This window comes from Paenibacillus donghaensis, from assembly GCF_002192415.1.
Taxonomy (GTDB): Bacteria; Bacillota; Bacilli; order Paenibacillales; family Paenibacillaceae; genus Paenibacillus_AQ; species Paenibacillus_AQ donghaensis.
Genome location: NZ_CP021780.1, coordinates 5,592,100 through 5,618,405, shown reverse-complemented (window position 1 = coordinate 5,618,405; position 26,306 = coordinate 5,592,100). Strand labels below are relative to the sequence as shown.

Sequence of the window (26,306 nt, the reverse complement as noted above, 5' to 3'; positions counted from 1 at the left end):
CAGAGGCCTTTTTGCCTCTCATCTCACCGTCAGCCGTAGTTCTGCATAATTCAGAGGCCATTTTGCCTCTCATCTCACCGTCAGCCGTCGTTCTGCATAATTCAGAGGCCATTTTGCCTCTTATCTCGCTGTCAGCCATTGTTCTGCATAATTCAGAGGCCTTTTTGCCTCTGATATTTGAGTACACGTTCAATATTTCAGTCACAGGGGGGAAGACGAATGGAGCAGCAGCTGGCTGGAGAAGTAGAGATGTTGCGGTATGCGCGGCAGCTGAAGCTGCTTGGTGAGGAGGGGCAGCAGGCGCTGAAGGAAGCAACTGTGATGGTAGCCGGCATCGGCGGCCTGGGCGGGACCGCAGCGTTATACCTGGCAGCGGCGGGGGTCGGCAAGCTGATTCTGGCCCATGAAGGAATAATCGTGCCTCCCGATCTCAACCGTCAGATTCTGATGGACCATGATCATCTGGGGATGGAACGGATGAGTACAGCGGTTGCCCAACTGAAGCGGCTGAACCCCCATGTCGAAATCGAAGGCTATAATTCCAGGATTGAGCTGGAAGCGGCCCGGCCTTGGGTCGAGCAGGCGGATATCGTTATCGACGCGCGGTATGATTTTCCTGAGAGATATGCGCTGAACCGCTTGTGCGTCCAGACCGGAACGCCGATGGTAGAGGCCGCGATGTATGGATTCGAAATTTCCCTTACGACGATGATTCCCGGTGAAACGGCATGTCTAGAATGCCTGTACCCTGATATTCAGCAGGATTGGGAGCCGTTAGGCTTCCCTGTTCTTGGGGCTACATCCGGGATTGCGGGTTGTCTGGCTGCGCTGGAGACCGTAAAATGGATTACAAGGGTAGGGGCGGCTTATGCGGGCGTAATGCATCGCTTCAATACACTCGACTTCGCCTGTTACAGCGTCCATGTTACCCGGAATCCGGATTGCGCTTGCTGCAACCAAGGGAGGTAAACCGTGAAAAATCTCAGGCTATGCGACACGACACTCAGGGATGGTGAACAGGCGGCTGGAGTATCATTCACGCGGGCAGAGAAGCTGGAGATTGCAAGGATGCTGTCGGACTGCGGGGTAGAGCAAGCGGAAATTGGTATTCCTGCCATGGGCAAGACGGAGCAGGAAGACATTGCGGCCATCGTCTCATTGGGGCTTCCCATGAGACTTATGACCTGGAACCGGGCGATGAAGGGCGATATTGACAAGGCATGGGCAACAGGGGTGGACTGGAGCCATATCTCCATTCCGGTCTCCGACATTCAGCTGCAGGGCAAGCTGGGGCTGACGTCTGCTGAAGGGCTGCACAAGCTGCTTATAGCGGTAGATTATGCCCGGAAGCTGGGGCTTGCTGTTTCGGTGGGAATGGAGGATTCCTCCAGAGCGCCGATGGCTTTTCTCGTTGAGGTGGTAAATACGCTGTACCAAGAAGGCATCCGCTGGTTCCGTTATGCGGACACCGTCTCTGCCCATCATCCTGGGCAGATGGCGGAGCGGGTGGGCACGCTGCTGGGCGCCGTTCCGGTGGATGTAGAGCTGGAGGTGCATTGCCATAATGACTTTGGACTGGCCTGCGCGAACACGCTCAGCGGCATCGCTGCGGGCGCGGCTTGGGCCAGCACAACGGTCGCGGGAATTGGCGAGCGTACCGGCAATGCGGCGATGGAAGAGGTGGCGATGGCTTGGCGCCACCTGTACGGCGGCGGAATCCAGCTGCGGCCGGAGCTGCTGCAGCCGCTGGCCGACCTGGTCATTGCGGCCTCGGGCCGCAGTGTCGGCGACGGCAAGCCGGTGGTCGGCCCCATGGCGTTCACCCATGAGTCCGGTATCCATGTGGATGGGCTCATGAAGGAGCAAGCCACCTACCAGACGTTTGATCCGGCCGAGGTGGGCAGGGCACACCGTTTCGTGTTAGGCAAACATTCCGGCAGCGGCGGCATCCTGCATGTGCTGCAGCGTCAAGGGCTGGATGCTGGGCCGGAAATGCTCGCCCGCCTGCTGGAGAAGGTCCGCGCATATGCCGAGCTGCACAAAGGCAATGTGCCGGAGCCGCTGCTGGCCCAGTGGCTGCTGGAGGACGGGCTGCACGTGCTGCAGGAGGGTGAACTGCCGGAGCAGGCGAAGAAGGATATTGTGTAAGAAAGCTGCCAAGGCGATAATCATCAATAACAGGCTGACTTGTGAAGGGCGATTTCTGCTCTGACGCGAGTCGGCTTTTTAATATTTCTCGCAGAAACGGATACTGTCTCTTGCAGAGGACGGAGAAGCCGTTTCTTTCTGAGTTATAGGGTAATAATGATGTTACTATGAAAGACCCTGCCTTCCCCCCAAGCGCTATGAACCATTACCGTCGAACAACATAGGCGGCTATAGGGAAAAACTACCGTTAGTTCTGGACTGTTGTTCGATAATCATGGCCTATAGGGAAAAGTGGCCGCTAAATCGCCTATCGAGGACATTTTGGAACAAATAAAGGGCTATTAGTGGTAATAATTCCCTATACACTCATCAGATTCATCATTTTTCGTCCATTAGCGGTAGAAATTCCCTATCGATCCTCTACTCAACTACACTGGATCTAAGCAGTAAGATAATGTTTTACTTTTGTTGCGGGTAAGGAATAAATAAAGCCAGGCTCTCGCGCATTCCGAAGGAACAGCCCGCTCTTGACCTTAAGGTCTTGCGCATTCCGAAGGAACAGCCCGCCTTTGACCTTAAGGTTTTGCGCATTCTGAAGGAACAGCCCGCTTTTGACCTTAAGGTTTTGCGCATTCCGAAGGAACAGCCCGCTTTTGACCTTAAGGTCTTGCGCATTCCGAAGGAACAGCCCGCTTTTGACCTTAAGGTTTTGCGCATTCCGAAGGAACAGCCCGTCTTGACCTTAAGGTCTTGCGCATTCCGAAGGAACAGCCCGCCTTTGACCTCAGCCACAGGCCTGCATCCCGTCAGGGATCGCAGGCCAGCCCATGCGGCGTTCAAGCGGTCCCGCAGGGATAAGCGATCCCACCTCCCAGTGACCTAATCACCGTACCGCTACGCTCGTTCGCCAAACTTGCCGGTGTCCAGAGGGTGCAACCCTTTGGGGCCCTCCCTTGGAAGGGAGGGTTTGGGTGGGATCGAGGTTTGGTTTGGGTGGGATCGATTTTTACTATTGCCTACGATCATTTGATATGATATATTTTTGATGTTGATATTAATCTAAACGTTTAACAAGGTAGTTTGCGCGGCAGGGATAGAGAGATAGGAGAGTCATTATGAGGAAGACCAGTATTAAGGACATCGCTGCTAAGGCCAAGGTTTCCATTGCTACAGTCTCCTATGTGCTTAACGGCACCCGCAATGTCCGTCCAGACACACGACATCGTGTGGTTGAAGCCATTAAGGAGCTGAATTACAAGCCTAACGACATTGCAAAGAGTCTGAAGCTTAACCGTACCAATACAATTGGAGTGATCGCTGAGGATGTGACGGTTTTTAATGCGCCGGAAATTATTGACGGCATCAATGATTTTGGTGACCGCCATGATCTGCATATTCTGCTGGTCAATCTTCGGTTGAATAAACGTATCGGCCGTAATTTTGCCGATATTGAGTCCTACCGCAAGTATGCTGCCGATGCGGTGTCCGAGCTGCTCAGCAAGCAGGTGGATGGGATCATTTATATCGGTGTACATACACGTGATCTCACCGGGCTAATTGACGCAGACGGGAAACCTATTGTATACACCTATGGCTATACACGGGATGATATATCCATCCAATATAACGATGAGCAAGCTTCTTATCAGGCGATGTCCCATCTGATCGCCAAGGGCCACAGCAGAATTGCCATTATCAGCGGGCTGATGGATTCCATTCCGTCCAGGCAGCGGCTGAACGGTTATTACCGGGCGATTACTGACTTTCAGCTACCCTTTGATCCACTGCTGATCAAGATGGGGGACTGGGAGCGAGAGTCCGGATTCCGTCTGACCGGTGAGTTGCTGTCGCTGCCCGAGCCGCCGACCGCAATCCTTTCCATGAATGATGTCATGGTGGTGGGGGTGCTGCAGGCTGCCGACGAAAGAGGCATTAAGGTCCCTGAGCAGTTGTCGGTGATGGGCTTCGACAACAGGGAGTTTAGCGATTATTTACGCCCGCGGATTACGACTATGGAGCTTCCGCTGCACGATATGGGTTATCAGGCCATTGAAAGCTTATACAATGTGATTAATGGAAACAAGACAGAACCTCTGATTATGCCGGAATGCCGATTAATCGAGCGTGACTCCGTTGCTGCTTTACCAACGATGTGAGACAAGACTTAAGGTTTCACATCTGTTTTTTCTGATAAATCTAAACGTTTAGATTAAAGGTAGGATGCGAAAGAGGTGATGGCGATGACGGTTATCAGCAATGCAATATACAGCATTGAGCTTAATGCCCGCGGGACTATGCAAGCTCTGGTGATGCGGGAAGACCCTGTGGCCATGAACTGGGTGATTAATCCCGGTTATCTGCGCGAGACTGGATATAGAGACGAAGATAAACTGTTCGGGGAATGGACGATGGAACTGAATGGGAGAACACTGCGCAGTCTGGACCTTAACCCGAGAGTCAGGCAAGAAGGGGAGCATCGTCTTAGTGTGGAGTTCGACGCTGATCCAGTGCTGCTCACATTCCTGTACACCCTGGAGGGTAAGCGTCTCAGATGGAGCATTAAGCTGTCCAACCGTTCACAGGAGTCTGTGCGTATTAAGGGGCTGCATGTTTGGTTCTCGCTCGCCTATATCATGTTCAGGGATGAGAATGTAATGCGCAATATGCAGGAGTCTTGTGCAGTATTCCCCCATCTGGGCGGAGATTTCACCAAGTTTGCCGCTATCCGCCGCAGTAATAAGGCACCGCATCTGGGAATTTACCAGACGGTGGGCAGCACAGCTGCCGCAGGCTCCTATTGTCGTTATAGTAACCGCTTTCTTGAACAGGTGTCGCCTTCCTTGGACGGCCTGCTGTATCACCGCTTGTCGCTGGTGGAAGACGGAAGCTCCATGCCTTTATCCGCTGCTACTGACTGGATTTATGGTGACGCTTACCGCCCACTCGAGCTGGAACCTGCGCAGACTTCCAACTGGGAATATACCTTTGTTCCTTGCCAGGATCAGGATACGTTCTACCGTCAAGGGACAGCCTTTGGTCATCCCCGTTGGCGTTATACCCCTGTGTTGACAGAGGGCGGTCTTTTTGAAGCTGAGTTGGAGCTGACGGAGGGACAATCGATTCGTGAGATTTATTTGCACAGTGCTCCAACGGGAACGGAGGAGATCCGGCGCGAGGATATTACGGCTCAGGCCACTGCGGTTAAAGGAGGGACGGGCAGCTATACCCTCTCGCTGCAGCGCAGTGTACCGGGAGAACACAAGCTTGAACTGGTGCTTGAAGACGGACGGAGTGATTATTTAGTGTGGAATGTACTGGAGCCCATTGACCGTATACTGGAGAAACGTGCGGAATGGCTGGTTACCAGAAGCTATGGTGGAACGGATGAGTCCGAACGTCCCTATGCTTTCCGGCCGTTATCCAATCAGGGCGAGTCACTTGGCAAGCTGACCTTCCTGCTGATGAAGAACACGATGGCGGCTGCTGTGCCGGAGCAGGTCATGAAATCTGAGATTGCTGCCGTGCTGGATATGAAGCCCCATTGGTTCGAGGACGGCGATCTGAGCCGCCCGCGCACTTTGTATGGCGGGTTCTACCGGATTTATGATCTGGATTACATAGCTCATGTCTTCTACTTGTTATCTAGGATGGATGCAGCCCTGTTGAAGCTGCATCCGCCACAGCAATATCTGGAATGGGCTGCCGAGGTGATGTGTCTGCGGCTGAATCCGCACCGCCATCCCAGGCAGCGGGAGAAAGACGAGGCGGGGCTGAACGGAATTTTCACCCTGTATATTCAGGATTTGCTGCAGACACTTGCGGTGGAAGGACTCGCGGAATGGCAGGGTCAATTGCAGGAGCTGTGGGAGCGTTTCGGCAGGAACCTTGAGACTGAAGTGCAGCAATTCGGGGGAGCGATTACCGAGCACTTCTATGATAACGCCGGCTTTGGCCCAACCTGCGAGACACTTTGCCATCTGGGTCATCTGAATGAAGCCGAGCGTTACGGGCAGCTGATCCTGGCGAATATCGGGTTCAGTAATGATTACAGGGTGCAGAATCCGGACCGTTGGTGGGAAGCCCTCTCTTTCATGATTCACTCCCTGTGGGGAGGACTGGTATCCGGCTCTGCGCGGGTGGCCTACGAGCACCTGGGCAACCCGGAATACCTAGAGGCGGCCTACCGGTCCACAATGGCCGTGTTCCATTGCTACGACTGGAATGTGCGCTCTACGCCCCGCCGTCTTGAGGCGGGAGAAGCCGCTTCTACCTACAGTGTGGCCGCACCTAACCTGAACATGCCTGAACTGTCGAGAAACCGGTTTGGACAATCGGTATTCGTGTCATACAGTGATCCGTTGTTCACCTCTTTGTTCTCCAATGCATCCGGGGATGATTGGGATATGGGAGAAGAACTGGTAGCCTACCTTCTGGGTTTCGGAACGACTGCCTATCTATACAGGGACAGCAGCGGCAAGCTGCGCTGTGTGAATGGATATATTGCCGAGGAAGCAGACGGCTGGACCGTGACAAGTTATGCGGCGTATCCCTCCAGATACGTGCTGCTTGAAGACAAGCTGGAATTTCGTTCCGTCGCAGGCCGACTGCAGCGCAAGGTCAGGCTGCAGGACGGTGTATTCAGCGCTACGTAATTGCGTCGTAAGGCGCGGGCCGAGCGGCACCGAAGAATAGGACAAACCTGATTATAGAATGAAAGGAAGAAATGATATATAGCCAATCAAACAGAAGAAAGAGCTGAGAGGGTTGGTTTTATATAGGCATTTTCTTAATTTCATTTTATATAGAATCATAAGAAAAGGGAGGGCAACAACATGAAGTTTCACAATCGTACTCTGTTTCTGTCACTGGCTTTGACAATGGTCTTCGCTTCGCTTGCCGGCTGTTCCGGCAATGGAGAAAAGAACATAGGCGGCAATACCGCCCAAGCCACAGAAAAGGCCGGGAATGACAAGGAAGCGACGTCTGGAGAGGGAATCACGCTGGAATTGCTGTATTGGGGGGATGACGCACAGAAGAAACTCGTGGAGGAAGCTGCAGAGAAATATACCGCTGACACTGGAGTCAAGATCAATGCTCAGGTGCTGCCGGCGGACGGGACCTTCGATACGTTTATCCAGACCCGCCTAGCCTCGGGTGAACTCCCGGATATCAGCTATATGGGTGAGGGTGATATTCAGAAATATAATGAAATGGGCATTCTCGAAGATATTGGCGACCTGCTTGCTGACGGGTCTATTCCGGAGAAATTGGCAGCGATTACAATTCACTCTCCAGAGCAAAAGGTAATCGGAGTGGGCCTCTCCAACCAGCTTGAGCTGTTGTATTACAGCAAGGCAAAGTTTGATGCGGCAGGGATCGCCTATCCGCCATCCAAGGTTGAGGATGCCTGGGATTGGGCTACCTTCGTGGACAATGCCAAGAAGCTAACCACCGATACCAAGGGCAAGAGTGCTGCTGATGAGGGCTTCAATGCCGCTCTGACTGAGAATTATGGAATTGGATTCACCGCAGGACGCGAGTTCCATCACTTCTGGGCAGCAAGTGCGAACGGCGGCGGCATTGTATCCCCGGACGGCAAGGAGTTCCTGTGGGATTCTCCCCAATCGGTGGAGGGCATTCAGAGGCTGGCTGATCTGATCAACAAGGACAAGGTGGCTTCACCCTTTACGTATTCATGGACTACCGGTGCCGGTTCGGTCATTGACGCGCTGAGCGGAGGTTATGCGATGGCGGTCAGCGGCTCGTGGGATTTGGCCAATATCCAGGGCAATGATGATATCGGCGTCGGTGTACTGCCGAAGATGGAGAGAGCGGTTACGATGAACGCAGGCGCTCCGCTGGTGGTTTACAATACCTCCAAGCATATTGAGGAAGCCAAGAAGTTCTATGCCTATATGGTTAACCCGGAAAATGCATTAGATCTGCTGAAGAGCGGTGCATGGCTGCCTAACCAGGCGGACTGGTACACTGACCCGGCGCTGATTGACAAATGGACAGCCGGGCTTCCAGAAAGCGCCAAGGAAACGATTCTCAGCTATTCCACTACCAAGGATTCTATTGTGCAGTGGCCGGCCTATTATGTTCCCGCTTATCTCAAGATGAATACGGAATACGAGAAATCCATTGACCAGGCACTTTCGGGGGAGAAGAGTGTCAGAGAGATTTACGATGCCATTATGCCAACCATCAAGCAGCTGTGGGAGAGCGGAAAAGTCTCATAAATAGAGCTTATTTTCAAAGAGAGGTTAAGGCTTATGAATCCAGAGAGCAAGACCGGTACAGTACCCTTATCTATCAAAAAGCATGCCAAAGGCGCCACCAAAGAGGCGGTGGCCGGATATTTATTCGCAGCACCGGCGATTATCGGCTTCCTGGTGCTAACCTTGTATCCGATGCTGGCCAGCTTGTTCTACAGCTTCCACAAGATTACGGTGATGAGCGGCGGCCAGGTTATGGAGTGGATCGGACTGGACAATTTCCGTTACATCTTCAGCAATCCCGGCTCCGAGTTCAAGAAGTCAATGACGGTTACGCTGGTTTACGCTTTTATTAACGTTGCGCTGGTCATTGGCTTCTGTCTTCTGGTCGCACTCTTGCTGAACCGCAAGTTTCTCGGCCGGAATATGCTGCGCGCCGTATTCTTTCTGCCTTCGGTCATTCCGATGCTGGCAACTACGATTGTGTGGCAGATGCTGCTGCAGAATCAGGCCAAAGGCGGGCTTGTCAACTGGCTCCTGCTGCAGCTGAACATCCCGCCAATCGATTTTTTGACCGATCCCGTACACATTTTTGAAACGCTATTCATCATGAGCTTGTGGACCTGCGGAGGAACTATCGTAGTGTTTATTGCCACCTTGCAGGATGTTCCCGGTGAGCTGCTGGAGGCGATTGAAATGGATGGGGGTAATGCCTGGCACAAGTTCCGCAAGGTCACCTACCCGACGATCAAGCCGGTGCTCTTTTTTCAATTGATTATGTGCATGATGACCTCCATTCAGATTTATACCCAGAGTGTGGTGCTGTCCAGAAACGGTGCCCCCGACCGGATGACCTATTTCATCAACGTGATGATCTATGACCATTCCTTTGTGCAGGTGGGGATGCGCGGGCTGGCGTCGGCCGAGGCCTGGATCGTTTTCCTTATTACAATGGCCATTACCGGTATTCTGTTCTATTTTCAGGGTGCGCTGAAGAAGGACGATTCCATGGGCACAAGAAAGAGGGTGAGATAATGGACGCATCATCTGCAGCTGTGAAATATACAAGCCTGAAGCGCGCCAAAAGCAGGACCAAGGCGGTGAAAGTCCTGCTCATTCTACTCTCCTTCCTGCTTGCGCTGGTGTTTGCCTTTCCTCTGTACTGGCTGCTGCGCGGCGCTTTCGTAAACCACGCGGAAATATTGGCCCGTCCACCGGTTTTTTTCCCGGGTGCGCCGGGGTTTGACAACTTCCGGCTGGGGCTGGAGCGCATCCAGTTTCTGCGGCAGCTCTGGAACTCCGTTTCGATTGTTGTGCCTTATGTGATCGGAACGGTGCTGACGACAAGCTTCGCCGGCTATGCCTTCGCCAAGCTGCGGTTCCCGCTGCGCGGGCTATGGTTTACGCTGGTCATCAGCACCATGATGCTGCCGAGTGCCGTTACGCTGCTGCCGCAATATTCGCTCTATACCTCCATGGGACTGGCCGGCAAGCCGGCACTTATTATTCCCGCTTTTTTCTGTGCCGGAGGCAATGCATATTTTGTTTTTTTGCTCCGCCAGTTCTTCATGACGATTCCCGGTGAACTGAGTGAAGCAGCCAAGATTGACGGTGCGGGCTATTTCCGTATTTACTCGCGTATCATGCTCCCGCTGATCCGCCCCGCTATGATTGTGGTGGCCTTGTTCAGCTTCATCAACTGCTGGAATGAGTTTTTCTATACCATGATTTATTTGAAGACAGAGGCTGACTATACGCTGCCTATGGGACTGTACATTGTGAACGGAATGCGGATTCCGAATTATGAACAGGTGATGGCGCTCGCGCTGGTTGTTACGACTCCTTGTCTGGTGTTTTTCCTGATTGGCAACAAGTATTTCGTAGAAGGCATTGCATTGACGGGAATCAAGGGCTAATACGAGGAGGTAACTTATGAGCAGGAATACATGGTCCAAGAAAGCTTGTGTGGCAGCGCTGTGCGCTGCAGTAGTGGTGAATGGCGGGATCGTGCCGGCATCGGCGAATTACACGACAGGGTTCGTGCATGAAGGTGTGGGCCAGGATCACGGGGAACCGGTATGGAAAGAGGGCAACAGGATTGCAGCGGAAGAGGTGGATTTCAGCCAGGCCACTGTCGGAGATATGATGAAGGCGATCGAGAGCTTTGATTTTGACAAGTTCAAGCAGGATAACGCCGATCTGCCGTGGCTGGACTCGCTGCTTGTCAATGAAGGCATCATCCCTGACGACAACATGAATGATGAAGCAGGGGCGAACACCCTCTTCAGCCGGGGCAGCGCCTTGTACATGAAGACACAGGACAACTCGAAGCTGGGATTTGCGGGAAGCGTGCATTATGCGGATACGTTGAATCAGGATGTTATGTATACGCTTTCCCTCTCCACGGGTGATCTTACGGAAGAACGTTCTGCACGGAAGAATTATCCCAGCCATGAGAACCAGACTTACCGAAGCGGAGATCTGGAGATTAACCAGCGCAAATTCATTACGAATTACAACAGTGCAGTCACGCTGCTCGAATTCAAGAATCCAACGGACAGGGATGTAAAGCTGACATTGACGGTCAAATCTCCGTTCGTATCCAGGGCAGAGGGAGATGAACTGATAGGGGACCGCGTAGCGGCGCCCTTGATGATCGGAAAGTCCGGCCAGAAGGTTGTGGAGGCGATGTCCTATGTCGACGTGCATCTCAGCGGCACCGGATTGTCCGCGGCGGGCAATCAATTGGTCCGGGAGATTACGGTCCCGGCTGGAGGAATGCTTGAACAGAAAGTGGTCATGGGCTGGCTGGCTGATGAAATTCCCGGCTCCAAAACACAGTATGAAGAGTTCAAGTCAGCGCCTGGAAACAACGAGGCATTCACTGCCCAGGTGCAGGAATACAACAAGTGGTGGGCAGATAATATCCCTTATATTGATGTTCCTGATGAAAATGTGAAGAAGGTGCTGTACTACCGCTGGTGGTGCAACCGCTTTAATATGCTGGAGGCCAACATTCCCGGCAATGACTGGCAGTTCCCGATGAATATGGAGGGCGTACTCGGTTATAACAATGGCATTACAGTCAGCGTTCCGTGGGCGCTGCAGGACTTGAAGTGGCTGCGTGATCCATCCTATGCCTATGGCACCTGGCTGGCGCAAGGGGAATATTCCGAGAATAAGAATTACAAGAACAATCCTGGTCGGCCTAATATCTGGACTTGGGATATGATGCAGAACAGTTCGCAGGTCGGCTGGGAAGCTTATAAAATCTATGGCGGCGGGAAAGAAATCCTGAAGAAATTCGCAGACTTCTCAGCCAATGATGTGAACGGCACCCTGGCTCACTTCAAGGGCAATGATCCGAATCTGGTCTACTACAATCACGGTCCTATGACCGGCAATGACGGCGACACCGTCTCCATGCATTGGAACGGGAACGGCAACAATGCCCGTCTGGATGGCTCTGCGACCACTTATGGCAATGCGGTGGCCACCGCTCAGATGTATCAGCAGCTGGGAGATACGGAGAATGCAGGCCGTATGAATGATACCGCAGGCAAGATTCAGCATACAATTCTGCAGGATATGTGGTTTGACGGCAAGGATTTTGACAGTGACGGTACAGCGGATACGAACGGGGAAGGCAGCTTTTTGCATAAAAAGGTTGTCGGCAATAAGGATGTATTCAATCCGTGGCGGGATAACAATATGTTTGTGTTCAATTTCGGCGTGGTGCCTACGGAACAAGAGGATGGCTATCAGGCCAAATATTTGACGCAGCTGACCGATTATGCCGATCCCAATTATTATCCGATCTTTCCTTTCTTCACGGCTGACCAGAACAGCATCATGAAACGGGTGGAGGATTTCAAGAACGGCAAGACGGATGCCTTCGGCACGGACCAGTTCGCGTGGTGCAATTTCGGCAATTATATCAATACCGTACGCGCTTCCTTGCGTCATTATCCGGTAGATAATATTAACAGCGATACTTACAAAACGTTGTTCGACTGGGGAGCTTGGCTGCATACGGTGGAGCCGGGAAATACCGACCACCTGGATTCCAATGAATTCTTCTGGCTGGAGAATTATTTCTTCGGCACACCGTGGACCCCGGACAATCCTCCGAAACCAAGCGGCGAAATGGTGCGGGCGTGGATTCACCACGATACGCTCGGGATGATGAACTATACCGTCGTTGAGGATATGGCTGGTATTCAGCCGAGAACCGACAGCCAAATTGAGCTGTGGCCGATCAATGTGGATTACGATTATTTTGCGGTGGACAATGTGCGTTATCATGATGCGGATCTATCCATCGTCTGGCAGGACCCGGCCAAATACAGCGCAACTCCTCACTATGAGGGTATTCCGGCCGGCTATTCCCTGTTTATTAACGGTGAGCGTGTCATGACGACCAATGAGATGTCCCATATCATCTACAATACAGAAACTGGCAAGGTGGAGCTCCCAGAAGGCGATGTTGCCGGAGCAGTGGGGGATAACTCCAATACCGAGGTATGGTATCAAAAAGACCAGGCTACCCCTCTCGCGGGCGCAGATGACAGTTCGCTGGCTGCCCATGAGAAGACGGTCGATATGTTCAACAAGGCTGGTGTGGACATCGTTCATAATGGAGAGAACTTTGCGGCTGCTGCCGGAACATCAGTCGAATCGACGTATGTCGAGCCGGGTTCAGCATTGGGCAATCTGGTGGACGGCTCAACCATCGCTTCTATTGCTCATACGTCCAATACCACTTTGTTTGGAGGTTCGCCGAATGCGACGGATACCGTCACATTCCAGTTTGACGGCAGCAAGCCTGTGGACAATGTGAAGGTCTACTTCTATAACAACCGTCTTCCGGATGGTTACGGCACACCCCAGACCTTCGGCGTGGAGTATCTGGATGTGGACGGAATCACCTGGAAACCGGTGGAAGGTCAATTCCGTTATCCGGAGTATGTGGCTTCCAACTATAACAATGTAGAGTTCCGGAAGGTTCATACGGCAGCTATCCGTGTCACAGTGACTCATGCCTCGGAGTTGGCTACAGGCATTAAGGAAATCCAAATCTATGACAATGCGCTAACGGTCACACCCGCTGCGAACAAGGCACCGAAGGTAAGCGTGGATTCTCCGGTGAAGGTGGAACAGAATACCCCGCTGACGCTGGTGCCCGCCATCCATGACGACGGTCTGCCGGGCGGCAGGTTAACCTATCACTGGGAGCAGCTCTCCGGAGAAGGCGAAGTGGAGCTGGATGCTGCGGATCAGGCGGTGCTGAAGGCAACGTTCACCACCATGGGCGATTATGTATTTCGGCTGACGGTTAGTGACGGAGACAAGGATACAGCAGTCGATGTGCCGATATCCGTATTTGTAGCCACGGCTGAACTGTCAGAGCTGGCAGCGAAATTTGCCGACCGCGATTCTGGCAAGCTGATCCGCAATCAAGAGGATTTCACCGAAGCTTCCTGGACAGGACTGCAAGCGGCACTGGCAGTGGCGACTGCCTTGCTGAACGAAGGCAGCTACACACCGGAAGAGGTGAAGTCGGCTACCGATCAGCTACGGGCTGCAATCAGCAGCCTGCGCTACCGTAATGCAGCATTGCTGGCTGTGCCAAGCGCGTCGTATACATCAGCCTGGGAGTCAGTCTATGGCGTTAACGACGGGTATATTCCCTATACGTCATATAGTCTGGGCGACAGTAAATTGGAGACGCAGTACGGTAACTGGGGCGGTTCGGGAGACAGTCACTGGCTGCAGTATACCTGGAGCCAGCCGGTAAGCCTGTCTGGCAGTTCGCTGTATTTCTATGATGATGGCAGCGGGGTGCAGGTACCAGCCGATTACAGCCTCGACTATTGGGACGGAACAGCTGGCAAGTTCGTGCCTGTAACCCATCTCAGCGACAAGGGCAAGGTGAAAGGCGAGTTCAATGCCGTAACGTTCGACGAGGTGAAGACGGACAAGCTGCGCTTAACGCTGGTGAGACAACCGGGTTCATGGACAGGAGTCAAAGAATGGCGTGCGCTGTCTGCCAAGCCTGAGGGGGAAATTGCTGATCCGGGCAGCTTTGGGGAAATTGTCAGCATTGAGCAGATTTCGGTAAATACCACAATAGGGGTTGTTCCCACACTGCCGTCCAAGGTTCTGGCGACCTATGCTAACGGGAATAAGGCAATGGTGGAAGTGCAGTGGGAGGACATCTCGCTTAACAAGCTGACTATTGCCACAGACTTTGTTATTTCCGGCAAGCTTGCCGGATCAGATCTGCCGGCAAGCTGTCGCATCTTTGTTAAGTATGACAAAAGCAGACTGAAGGCAATGATGGATACGGCTGGAGATCCGGGGGTGAACGAAGACCAATATACCGCTTCGCCGGAGCAGTGGGAGGCGCTGCATGCTGCGCTGACCGCAGCCCGGGCCGTTTACGAGAACGGGGCTGCGACAGAAGGTGATATTAATGCCGCCTACATTGCTTTAAGAACAGCTTTTGAAGCATTGCAGCCAGTTGAAGGCCATCATGCGCTGATCAGCGGAATCACAATTCCCGGCGGCGTTGTAGACCAGGCGGCGAAAGAAATTATCGTACCGGAAACGACTACGCTGGAAGAATTGAATGAGGGGCTGACTGTTGCGAAGGGCGTAACCTTTGCCGTATATGAAGCTGACGGGCTGACCTTCGCCAAAGAGCTGCGAACGGGATACAAGATTACAGCTTCGGCAGCGGGTCCAACGGCGGCTACCACCTACACGTTGACTCTGTTCACCGTCTCTCCGGCGGTGAACTGGACGAGGCTGGAAGAGAAGCTAGAGCAGGCGCGGGCGCTGGAGCAGAAGCTCTACACGGAAGCAAGCTGGACGGCGCTTCAGAAGGCTGTGAGTGCCGCGGTTCTGCTGCTGGAGAGCAGAACGGCTGAACAGGCGGAGGTTGATGCGGCGCAGCAGCGGTTGGAGGCGGCAATTAGCGGCTTGAAGCTGCTTCCTACAGCAACACCGGCACCTACAGTGAAGCCTTCACCAACGCCGACGTTGACAGCGACAGCGACACCGACACCTGGCAACTTGTGGTCAGGGGAAGGAACTCCAACATCGAAGCCTTCAGCTAGTGCGGCGGCAACGGCTGTCGTAAGCCAAGGCAGCATTGTATTGCAGGCAGCGGCCACAGAGAGCGGTGGCGTCAGGGCAGTGCTGAGAGCTGCCGACTTTGACGCTGCCGCCAAGGGGATAACCGGCGGAACCTTGACGGTGGCCGTTCATGCAGCGGCTGGTGCGAAGGAAGTGGCGGTAGAGCTTCCACTGCAGTCATTGCTTGCAGCTAAGGAGGTACGCACGCTCAGGGTCGAACTGGGAGCGGCGTCTGTTCTCTTGAATGACAGCTTCCTGAAAGCCTATGCGGACGGAAAGAGCAGCAAGCTTGAGATTGCGGTCAGCCCTGTTGATCCGGCAAGCTTGCCCATGCAGGCAAGAGCGCTGCTTGGTGACAATGCGCTCAGTAACTTCCGGCTGAGTGTGGACGGCACAGTTGTTCCGGCTTCTGTCCTGAAAGGGAAGGGCATCAAGCTAGTTCTGCCTTATACGTTGAAATCCGGCGAGAATCCGCACAAGGTAGTTGCGTATCATCTGGAAGCAAGCCGTGAGCTGGAAGCCGTCAAGAGCAGCAAGTATAACGCCGCTGCCGGAACATTGGAATTCAACCTGAACCATGGGGGAAGTTATGCGGCGGTTTATGTCAATGTATCCTTTAGGGATACTGCCGCTTACGCTTGGGCTACAGACAGCATTGAAGCACTCGCAGCAAGAGGGGCCATTCAGGGAGTGGCGCCGGACAGCTTCAATCCGGAAGGCAACGTCACCCGTGCGGAGTTTATCACAATTCTGATGAACACTTTCGAGCAGGCTGAGCCGGCAGACGCAAGCACATTTAAGGATGTGCAGCACGGGGCCTGGTACGCCGGGCCAGTAGCCAGTGCTCAGAAGCTGGGTATCGTGAAAGGCAAGCCGGACGGCAACTTCGGGGTGAAGGAAGAGATTACCCGTGAGGAAATGGCTGTCATGCTGCACCGCTTCGCACTTATTGAGGTCAGCACCGACAACACGGAGAGTAAGGCTGCTGCAAGCACTGGCGTTGTCTCTGTGGCATTCACCGATCAAGGCCAGGTGTCCTCGTATGCCACCAAAGCTGTGGAATACATGGGCAACAGTGGGGTGATGAGCGGAATGACAGATGGCAGCTTTGCGCCGGAAGGTCAGGCGACCCGGGCTCAGGCGGCAACGGTGATTTACCGGCTGCTTGGTCATTTACAGTAACAAATAGAATAGGGACACAAGACTAAGAAGCGACAAGCAATCCCACCAGCCATAGGACTGCTGATTCAGGAAATACCAACTATTCGTCAGCCTTGACCCAGGAGAGAGCGACCCATGCCGTTGCATTGGCTAATGGGCGCTCTCTCTTTGCTTTAATAAACGCAGACGACAGTCGGCTACAGATGGAATTATCCGTCAGTTGCTGCTGCATGAATGGCTTTCAGATGCCGAATGGCCGAATGCTTGGATGGAAGGTTTGCGTTAATAAAAAGCCTTTAAAACAGTTACTACTTAGGTCTTCGCGAGGATTTAGAATGTAAATCCGGAACGTAATGGCGTAAATAGATGCGAAAGTGGTTACTACTTAGGTCCAGTGAGGAATGATAGGGAAATTCTACCGCTAGTTGGACGAAGGTTGGGCGTTCTGGCGAGCTTATAGGGAATTTTTACCACTAATGAGGTCCTATCCGCTCCGAAAAACCCTCAATGGACGATGTAGTGGTAACTTTTTGCATACATATAGGACATCGGCTGCACAAAAGAATAGTGAAATGTTATCCAGTCTGGCGGATGTGGTTAAAATATACTAATGTGTCCGGAAAGTTCCCGGGGAAGCGGAGGCCAGGTTATGAACCCGAAATGGTGGAAGGAAAGTGTCGTGTACCAGATTTATCCGATCAGCTTCATGGACAGCAACGGAGACGGGTATGGCGATTTGCGCGGAATCCGGTCCAAGCTGGATTATCTGCAGGAGCTGGGTGTGGATGTAATCTGGGTGTGCCCGATTTACAAATCCCCGAACCATGACAATGGATATGACATCAGCGACTATTGCGATATTATGAAGGAATTCGGCACGATGGATGATTTTGACCGGCTGCTCAGCGACATGCACTCGCGCGGAATGAAGCTGATGATGGATCTGGTGCTGAACCATACGTCCCACCAGCATCCCTGGTTTATCGAGTCGAGATCGTCCAAGGACAATCCCAAACGGGATTATTATATTTGGAAAAAAGCCAAAAACGGCGGTCCCCCGAACAACTGGGAATCCTATTTCAGCGGTTCGGTCTGGGAGCTGGACCCGCAGACGGATGAATATTATCTGCATCTCTACTCCAAATACCAGCCGGATCTGAACTGGGAGAATCCCGTGGTAATCGACAAGCTGCATGAAATGGTAGAGTGGTGGCTGAAGAAGGGAGTGGACGGCTTCCGGTTCGATGCCATAGCCCATATTGTCAAAGCCGAAGGCTACCCGGATGCCCTGAATCCAAGCGGTGCGAAGACTGTGCGTGCTTATGAAATGTTCTCGAATCTGGAGGATGTGCACACCTTGCTGCAGAATCTGCATGACAAGGTGCTTTACTACTACGATATTATGACTGTAGGGGAGACATCGGGGCTTGGCCCGGAGCAGGCGCTGAACTATGTCGGCGATGGCAGGCGCGAGCTGAATATGACCTTCCAGTTTGAGCATATGAATCTGGATGCGGCCTCCCCGGCCAGCGGAAGATGGGATACCGTACCCTGGAGCCTGCACGAGCTGAAGCAGATTATGGGCAACTGGCAGACGGTGCTGCATAACCGGGGCTGGAACGCCAACTATCTCTGCAATCACGATCAGCCGCGCTCGGTGTCGCGGTTCGGCGACGATTTATTTTACCGGATTCCCTCAGCCAAAATGCTGGCAACGTTCTATCACATGCTGGAAGGCACGCCGTATATCTACCAGGGTGAAGAGATCGGCATGACGAATGTGGCCTTCGAATCCATTGACGATTACCGTGATGTGGAGACGATGAACTATTATGAAGAGAAACGCAGCAGTGGGGTTCCGGAAGAGCAGATCATGGCTGCCATTCACAAAAAAAGCCGTGACAACGCCCGCACTCCGATGCAGTGGGACGACGGAGACGAAGGCGGGTTCACCACAGGCACGCCATGGATCGAAGTCAATTCGAATTATATGGAGATCAATGCGGCAAGCGCCGTCAAAGATCCCGATTCTATCTACCACTATTACAAGCAGCTGATTCAGCTGCGGAAGAAACATCAGGTGATCGTCTACGGTGAATATGGCCTGCTGCTGGAGGACCATCCCGAGATTTATGCCTATACCCGTACGCTGGAGGACCAACAGCTGCTGGTGATTCTGAATTTTTATGCGCGGGAGCCTGTGTTTGAACTGCCCTCCGAGCTGGCAGGCGGCAAGCCGCAGCTGTTGATTTCCAATTATCCACTGTCCAAAGAAGATGATCTGGGCAGTCTGAAGCTGCGGCCCTTTGAAGCCAGAGTGTATTTGCGGCAGCAGGTATAGTTGTGGAGAGTACAGAGTTGCCTGCAGTGGCACTGATGCCGGAGGGCGACTCTTTTCTTTTTTGAACAAATCTCCAAAAGGGGGTACAATTGCGTTACATTATCATACATAGAGTGTTGCAGCAGGGTTGACCTGCGGGAGGAGAAGTCACATGAGTGAATGGTATGAAGAGAGCTTTGGGGAAGATTATCTGATTGTGTACAAGCACCGGGATTTCGGTGGAGCAAGGCGTGAGGTGGAGATGATGATCAGCTGGCTGAAGCTGGCTCCCGGCGCCAAAGTGCTGGATCTCTGCTGCGGGATGGGCCGCCACTCCTTGGCGCTTGCAGAAGCGGGTTATGAAGTCACCGGAGTGGATCTGTCCGAGCCGCTGCTCTGTGAAGCCCGGGCCCAGGAAGGGGCCGCACAGGTTACCTGGATACGCTCCGACATGCGCGAGCTGCCGCTGGACGGGGGATTTGACGCGGTTGTGAATCTGTTTACCTCGTTCGGTTATTTTGAGGAGGATGAGGAGCAGATTAAAGTTCTGCGCGAAATTCACCGCATGTTGAAGCCGGGGGGCAAGTTTATCATTGATTTTCTGAATCCTGCCTGTGTGATCCGGGGTCTGGTGCCGCATTCCGTGCGTGAGGATGGTGACAACCGGATTGATGAGACGCGCCGGATCGAGAACGGATATGTGAAGAAGGATATTGTGCTTACCTCCATTCAAGGTGGAACTCCCCGCCGTTATCATGAACGTGTGAAGCTGTATTCGCTGGATACCTTCAAACAGATGATATTCGCTGCAGGACTCCAGCTGGAGGCGGTCCACGGCAGCTATGAAGAGGATGCTTATCATGCAGAGGATTCCAAACGGATGATATTTACCGGCGTTAGACCATAAATGGTCTCCGGCAGAAGATTCAGAGGCGGTGATGAGCAGGTGGGCACAGTACAGATCACTTCATGGGACGGAGGCATTCTGCAGGTATCGGTACCGATGGACCCGCCGCTGCGTCAGGTGAACAGCTATATTCTGCCTGATGGGGAAGGCGGTATCACCGTCATTGATCCTGGCCCGCACAGCGCGGAGACGGAGCAGGCCTGGCAGCAGGTGCTGCAGGAGCTGAACCTGGTCTGGACTCAGATCCGGGAGGTGGTGGTGACCCATCATCACCCCGACCATTATGGGCTGGCAGGTTGGATGCAGGAACGCAGCGGCTGCCTGGTGCGAATGACGGAGCGCGCCCACGCGGAAGCTTCCTGGATGTGGGGCGCAGGTCCGCCTGCGGGACTGGATAAGGGGATAGATGGGCGCGGTCCGGCGGTTGGAGAAGCTTCTGGGAACTTGCCTAAGTATGCTGAAGGCAGTAGTGGTGCCGATGCTGGGATTGATGCGGGGATATGGAGTAACCTGGGGTTGAGCTTCAGCGGTTCTGATGCTGCAAGTTGCGGTAGTGGCTACGGGTACGATGAGGCTGCGGACGGTGGGACTGACTGTGGATACGCAGGCGCTGCTGGCAAGGAGAGTGAGGGCGGATATGCAGGCGCTGCAGGCAGGGAGAATGAGGGCGGATATGCAGGCCTTGTTGGCAAGGAGAGTAAGGACAGATTTGCAGGTGCTGCCGGCAGGTTGCCGGGCATTAATGAGGTGCTGCCCCGATTCTTCGCCAGCCATGGGATGCCGGAGCATCTGGCGTCTGAGATCAGGGGACACCTGGAGAGCTTCCTGCCCCAGGTGACGCCGCAGCCGGGAGTTACGTACCTGCATCCGGAGGCGCCACTCCGGATGGGCGGCCGCGACTGGCTGCCGCTGATCACCGGCGGACATGCGCCGGGCCACGTGTCCCTGTACCATGCGGCCAGCGGCCAGTTGATCTGCGGCGATGCCGTGCTGCCGCAGATTTCACCCAACGTCAGCCTGCTGCCCGGCAGCGACCCACAGCCGCTGCTGACCTTCCTTGAGGGGCTGCGCTGCTTGCGCAGCTATCCGGTCAGCATGGCGTTCCCGGGGCATCGCGAGCCGTTCAGCGGCTTCACGGCCCGGGTCGACAGCCTGCTGCGCCATCATGAGGAGCGGCTGCAGCAGGCGGAGGCGCTGCTCGCCGCGGGTCCGCTGAGCGGCTTCGCTGTGTGCGAAGCCTTGTTCCGTGGACGCGTCACCAGCGTCCACCAGCTGCGCTTCGCGATGAGCGAAGCGTTGGCGCATCTGGCGGAGCTGGTGCGCCAGGAGCGCGCGGTCCTCACCGAGTCCAGCAGCGGCATACTGTTTGCCGCTGCGCCACTGCCAGGCTGAGGACCGCCGGCATAGCAAAAGGCCGTGCCGCAAGGTCTCGGGGAATCCTCCCCGTACCTGCGCAACGGCCTTTTTATTGTTAACTGCTGTACTTGGGAGTCTGGGCAGCGGATGCTGAAGCTACTTTCCAGTTACTCTAGCGACTGGCTTCCCGAGAACCCAGCTACCACAGTATCCAGTTGCGCCAACACCCAGCTACTCCAGCAACCGAACTACTCCAGCGTCCTAAGTTACTCCAACACCCAGCTACTCCGGCTACCGAACTACTCCAGCGTCCTAAGTTACTCCAGCATCAAGCTACTCCGGCTACCGAACTACTCCAGCGTCCTAAGTTACTCCAACATCCAGTTACTCCGACTACCGAACTACTCCAGCGTCCTAAGTTACTCCAGCATCAAGCTACTCCGACTACCGAACTACTCCAGCGTCCTAAGTTACTCCAACATCAAGCTACTCTGACTACCGAACTACTCCAGCGTCCTAAGTTACTCCAACATCAAGCTACTCTGACTACCGAACTACTCCAGCGTTCTAAGTTACTCCAGCACCCGCTACTCCGGCTACCGAACTACTCCAGCGTTCTAAGTTACTCCAGCCCCCGCTACTCCGGCTACCGAACTACTCCAGCGTCCTAAGTTACTCCACCCCCCGCACCTGACAAAGAACTTAACAAACTATCCCTAGCCGCTGCGGATTACCTCAGGAAGGAGCGCCGCTGATCTGCCGTATGAGCCTGTTACAGTTACAGCATTACAACCGCTACTTACTGCATTACCCGTCAGACCGAAAATCCGTTACTACTTAGGCCGCGGTGTGCTCAGAGCAGGGTAGACTTAGCTCTGGGTTAGTTCCATAAGTTCGAGCATTAAATTAGTTGCGAAAACGCACTTAATTAGCGTGATTTTTCCGTTTTTCGGGAAATAGATGCAAAAAGGCATCTAATTTGGCCTTCTGAGCGAAATAAGCTTGATTTCCTCAAAATTAGTTGCACAATCGCACTTATTCATCCGTTGGCTGGTGATCCGGCTGAATTTAGTTGCAGTTTTGCATCTATTTGCTCCGGTAGTTCATCCCGCCTCATCTCCTGTTCATCCAGCGCCGACCCGGCCACGTTCTGCGCCTCCAGCCACATCGAGCGTCTAAAGCCACGTCGAGCGCCTCCAGCCACGTCGAGCGCCTCCAGCCACATCGAGCGTCTAAAGCCCGTCGAGCGCCCCCAGCCACATCGAGCGTCTAAAGCCACGTCGAGCGCCTCCAGCCACATCGAGCGTCTAAAGCCCGTCGAGCGCCTCCAGCCACATCGAGCGTCTAAAGCCACGTCGAGCGCCTCCAGCCACATCGAGCGCCTCCAGCCACATCGAGCGTCTAAAGCCACGTCGAGCGCCTCCAGCCAGGTCCCGCGCCCCCACCGCGCCCGCCGCTACTCCGTCGTGCCACCGTCCCGTTCGCCCGCCGCTACTCCGTCGTGCCGCCGTCCCGTCCGCTAGCCGCTACTCTGTCGTGCCGCGCCTCCACGGCCCCGTCGCTACTTCGGCGTGCCGCCGTCCCGCGCGGCCAGCCGCTTGGCGGCGTCCTCGATGTCCTCGGGCGCCTGCGGCAGACCGAGCTCCTGCTCGCGCTCGGCCTGCTTACGGTGTGCGATCCGGCTACTTGCCGCCGCCGCGACAGCGCCCACAATATCGTCCAGATACGTGTGTATCTGGCCGGTAGACTTGTCGTTCAGCCGTTCCAGCACGCCCGGCTTCAGTTTATCGACATACCCATAGTTAGTGAAGCCGATGCTGCCATACACGTTCACAATCGAGAAGGCCAGAATCTCATCCACCCCATACAAGCTCTCATCATGCTCAATCATATCCTGCAGCGGCGAGAACAACTTGCCTTCTTCGGCCAGCACATCGAGCTGGATACCGGTAAGGACCGCATTCTGCACCTCGCGTTTGCTGAGCACCATCTCTACATTTTGAACACACTCTTCCATTGTAAGGTTCGGATAATATTTGTTCTGCAGCAGCATCACCAGCTCTGCGATTTCCTGGATGGTTACGCCGCGTTTATGCAGCCAGGCGTAGGTTGCCTCCGCAACCGCCTTGCTGTTGAGGCTATAAGGTATTTTGGCATCAGCCATGTTCAGTCCCCCTGTTAGTAAGAATATGGTATGGTTGCTGGCTCCTCTTTCTGTACTGAAATTGTACGGTTAGCGGTCGCGTTTGTCCAATCAAGCACCGGGCACAACAATTTAGGATAAGCTGTTGTTATTTTTTGGACAAAGGGCTCGTATACATAGCAGTACAAAGGCTATTCAACCTTGAAAGGGGCAATAACAATGAAATCAAGCAAACCTATCCGCCGCGTCTCCGCAGCTTGCCTGCTGGCAGTTCCACTCGCTTTATCCGGCTGCGGCCTGTTTGGATCAGAGTCCGCTTCCATTGATCCGCCGCCGTCCGCCATGGAGGCGCAAATGCTCGAGGTCAGCGGAACACCTGTCGAAGATGCCGGGGTACTCGGTCCCGTAACCCTCGATGGCACGGAGAGCGTAGCTACCGTGTTGCCGCCTTCAGGCTTGGCCGCCGGTGTGCAGACGACTGTGTTCCTGAAGGATGGGAACGGCCTGCTGGCTCCGGTCTCCCTCTCTTTACCGAAGGGTGAGAAGAATGCCGTGCTGAAGGATTCCCTGACTGCCCTAATCAGCAAGGGGGCCTACGCCAAGTCACTGCCGGAGGGCTTCACTGGCGTGCTTCCTGCCGGGACTGAGGTGGAGAGTGTGACCGTGGATGCGTCCAAGCTGGCTGTGGTTGAATTCAATGCAGAGTTTGCTGATTATGATCCTGCTAGCGAGCGTTCCATTCTCGAAGCTATTACCTGGACCTTGACCGGCCAGGAGGGAATCCAGGGTGTTCAGCTCTGGGTAGATGGCAAAAAACTGACAGAAATGCCCTTGCAGGGCATTCCGCTGGACCGTGCGCTTACCCGCAGTATGGGCATCAACCTGCCGAAGCAGGGTCCGCTGCTGAGCAGCTCGACGGCAGTGACGGTGTTTTTCTCAGCCACATCTCCGCAGGGTCTTCCGTATTATGTGCCAGTTACCCGCTATGTACCCGCAGGTGAAGAACAGCTGAAGGCCGCCTTGAACGAGCTGATCGTTGGACCGGAAGAGGGGGATGGCCTGGAAATGGTGATGACTCAGGATACCCAGCTCGAATCGGTGGAAGCCGGCCAGAACGGTGTCGTAACCGTTGCTCTGAAGGATGATATGTTCGCCGACGCTAAGGATGTGCCGGAGGAATTGCTGGAATCGGTCGTGCTGACGATTGCCCAGAATACGGATGATTCGATGGTGCAGATCCGGTTGAATGGCAAGGAGACTGTAATCAGCTCTAACAATGTGGATTATGGGAAGCCGGTCTCCGCACCGGAATTTGTGAACGAGCTGTCGCTCTAATACAGGCAGGAGAGGGTAAAAGATGCTTTTATGCCTTCTCTTTGTTAGAATAAGGGTTGCTAAGCGCAGGGCAGGATGCAGCCTCTGGTACCAGGGAGGCTGCATCCTGTTCTGCAATCGGACGCATACTAAATTCAAGCAACTTTTAACGTAGGAGGCAGAAATCATGAGATCAAACGGGCGAAACCACGACCAATTGCGGCCGCTGACGATTACAACCCAAACTAATAAATATGCCGAAGGCTCTGTCATTATCGAGATGGGAGATACCAAGGTGATCTGTACCGCCACTGTGGACGAGAAGGTTCCGCCCTTCCTCAAAGGACAGGGCAAGGGCTGGGTGACTGCCGAATATTCGATGCTGCCCCGTGCTACACAGACACGCAACCAGCGTGAGGCCGCACGCGGCAAGCTGACCGGCCGGACGATGGAGATACAGCGGCTGATCGGCCGGGCACTCCGTTCGGTGGTGAATCTGCAAGCCCTGGGCGAACGCAGCATCACACTGGACTGTGACGTGATCCAGGCGGACGGCGGGACGCGGACGGCATCGATTACGGGCGCTTTTGTCGCGATGGCGTTTGCGATCAACAAGCTGGCGGTGCAGCACAAGCTGGCGGTGTTCCCGATTACAGATTTCCTGGGTGCGATCAGCGTCGGCGTGGTGGGCAGCCAGACCTTGCTCGATCTGAATTATGACGAGGATTCCAAGGCGAAGGTGGATATGAACGTGGTGATGACCGGCGGCGGGGCTTTCGTGGAAGTACAGGGCACCGGCGAAGAACGGCCGTTTACGCGCCAGGAGCTTGACCAATTGCTGGAACTGGGTGAGCAAGGAATCTATGAGCTGATTGCCGTCCAGAAGGAAGTACTCGGCGTCATCGCGCTCAAGATTCCAACCGGCCAGCCGGGACAAGAGGCCTAAGATGAACGGGGCCGGTGAGATTCTTATTGTAGCTACCCGCAATCGCGGCAAGGTGCGGGAATTTCAGCATGCTTTTGCTCCACTGGGACTGACGGTGAAGAGTATGTTTGATTATCCTGAGCTTCCCGAGGTGGTGGAGGATGGACAGACCTTTGCCGAGAATGCCTTCAAGAAAGCCAGAACGGTAGGCAATGCGCTGGGATTGCCTGTGCTTGCCGATGATTCCGGTCTCTGTGTCGATGCGCTGGACGGCAGGCCTGGGGTCTATTCCGCCCGCTATGCCGGTGAGGGAGCTTCGGATGAAGAGAACAACCTGAAGCTGCTCAGTGAACTGGAGCAGCTTCAACAGGGCGAGGACACCGGACAGCCGCTGCTCAGTACGGCCAGCTTCGTCTGTGCACTGTCGCTGTATGATCCGGCTACGGGCCAGGAGCTGGCGGCCGAAGGCAGGGCTGACGGCTGGATCACCTCTGAGCCTGCAGGGGGAGCCGGCTTTGGCTATGATCCTCTTTTTTACCTGGCGGAGTATGACAAGACCATGGCTGAGCTGACGCTTGGCGAGAAGCAGAAGATCAGCCATCGTGGGGCTGCGCTGCGCAGGCTCACGGAGCTGCTTGCAGCTAAGTAGTAACGGTTCGGGTTTCAGCCATAAT

General features: G+C 54.2%; 16 protein-coding genes. 14 read left to right on the top strand and 2 right to left on the bottom strand.

All coding sequences use genetic code 11. The features are described from left to right. Positions 1-219 precede the first annotated feature (219 nt). The 11 genes from B9T62_RS25490 (at position 220) to B9T62_RS25435 (ending at position 21,286) form a co-directional block, all read left to right on the top strand. Positions 220-969: a HesA/MoeB/ThiF family protein gene (locus B9T62_RS25490; protein ID WP_087917846.1), complete on the top strand. Its 750-nt coding sequence runs from the start codon at positions 220-222 to the stop codon at positions 967-969. A 3-nt stretch (positions 970-972) separates the two neighbouring features. Continuing rightward, positions 973-2,148: a homocitrate synthase/isopropylmalate synthase family protein gene (locus tag B9T62_RS25485; protein ID WP_087917845.1), complete on the top strand. Its 1,176-nt coding sequence runs from the start codon at positions 973-975 to the stop codon at positions 2,146-2,148. A gap of 1,115 nt (positions 2,149-3,263) precedes the next feature. Continuing rightward, positions 3,264-4,304 carry a LacI family DNA-binding transcriptional regulator gene (locus B9T62_RS25475; protein WP_087917843.1) on the top strand — a complete coding sequence of 347 codons (1,041 nt, stop codon included), beginning with the start codon at positions 3,264-3,266 and terminating at the stop codon, positions 4,302-4,304. 84 nt (positions 4,305-4,388) lie between these two features. Then, positions 4,389-6,800, top strand: coding sequence for a hypothetical protein (locus B9T62_RS25470; protein ID WP_087917842.1), 2,412 nt, complete (start codon positions 4,389-4,391; stop codon positions 6,798-6,800). Positions 6,801-6,980: 180 nt separating this feature from the next. Then, positions 6,981-8,390, top strand: a complete 1,410-nt coding sequence (locus B9T62_RS25465; protein ID WP_087917841.1) for an extracellular solute-binding protein — start codon at positions 6,981-6,983, stop codon at positions 8,388-8,390. 33 nt (positions 8,391-8,423) lie between these two features. Continuing rightward, positions 8,424-9,401, top strand: coding sequence for a carbohydrate ABC transporter permease (locus B9T62_RS25460; protein ID WP_087917840.1), 978 nt, complete (start codon positions 8,424-8,426; stop codon positions 9,399-9,401). Next, on the top strand, positions 9,401-10,282 hold the full coding sequence (locus B9T62_RS25455; protein WP_087917839.1) for a carbohydrate ABC transporter permease: 882 nt from the start codon (positions 9,401-9,403) through the stop codon (positions 10,280-10,282). The genes B9T62_RS25460 and B9T62_RS25455 overlap by 1 nt, the downstream gene beginning before the upstream one ends. Positions 10,283-10,298: 16 nt before the next feature. Beyond that, positions 10,299-16,688 carry an S-layer homology domain-containing protein gene (locus B9T62_RS25450; RefSeq protein WP_087917838.1) on the top strand — a complete coding sequence of 2,130 codons (6,390 nt, stop codon included), beginning with the start codon at positions 10,299-10,301 and terminating at the stop codon, positions 16,686-16,688. A gap of 628 nt (positions 16,689-17,316) precedes the next feature. After that, positions 17,317-19,008 carry a glycoside hydrolase family 13 protein gene (locus tag B9T62_RS25445; RefSeq protein ID WP_087917837.1) on the top strand — a complete coding sequence of 564 codons (1,692 nt, stop codon included), beginning with the start codon at positions 17,317-17,319 and terminating at the stop codon, positions 19,006-19,008. A gap of 151 nt (positions 19,009-19,159) precedes the next feature. Next, the gene (locus B9T62_RS25440) at positions 19,160-19,894 is read left to right on the top strand and encodes a class I SAM-dependent methyltransferase (protein ID WP_087917836.1); all 735 of its coding nucleotides are present in this window, start codon (positions 19,160-19,162) and stop codon (positions 19,892-19,894) included. Beyond that, complete coding sequence (locus B9T62_RS25435) at positions 19,895-21,286, top strand: MBL fold metallo-hydrolase (protein ID WP_245864057.1); 1,392 nt, start codon at positions 19,895-19,897, stop codon at positions 21,284-21,286. A gap of 1,003 nt (positions 21,287-22,289) precedes the next feature. Here the strand turns inward: B9T62_RS25435 and B9T62_RS39475 are convergent. Both B9T62_RS39475 and B9T62_RS25425 read right to left on the bottom strand, forming a co-directional pair. Further along, the gene (locus B9T62_RS39475) at positions 22,290-22,454 is read right to left on the bottom strand and encodes a hypothetical protein (protein ID WP_157794007.1); all 165 of its coding nucleotides are present in this window, start codon (positions 22,452-22,454) and stop codon (positions 22,290-22,292) included. Between the two features lie 357 nt (positions 22,455-22,811). Continuing rightward, on the bottom strand, positions 22,812-23,414 hold the full coding sequence (locus B9T62_RS25425; RefSeq protein ID WP_087917834.1) for a phosphatidylglycerophosphatase A family protein: 603 nt from the start codon (positions 23,412-23,414) through the stop codon (positions 22,812-22,814). Between the two features lie 198 nt (positions 23,415-23,612). On the opposite strand from B9T62_RS25425, the gene B9T62_RS25420 reads away from it, so the two are divergent. From B9T62_RS25420 to B9T62_RS25410, 3 genes are all read left to right on the top strand, one after another. Next, entirely contained in the window at positions 23,613-24,728 is a 1,116-nt protein-coding gene (locus B9T62_RS25420) for a GerMN domain-containing protein (protein WP_087917833.1), read from the top strand. 166 nt (positions 24,729-24,894) lie between these two features. After that, the gene (rph, locus tag B9T62_RS25415; RefSeq protein WP_087917832.1) at positions 24,895-25,653 is read left to right on the top strand and encodes a ribonuclease PH; all 759 of its coding nucleotides are present in this window, start codon (positions 24,895-24,897) and stop codon (positions 25,651-25,653) included. Between the two features lies 1 nt (position 25,654). Beyond that, positions 25,655-26,281: an XTP/dITP diphosphatase gene (locus tag B9T62_RS25410; RefSeq protein WP_087917831.1), complete on the top strand. Its 627-nt coding sequence runs from the start codon at positions 25,655-25,657 to the stop codon at positions 26,279-26,281. Positions 26,282-26,306: the final 25 nt, after the last annotated feature.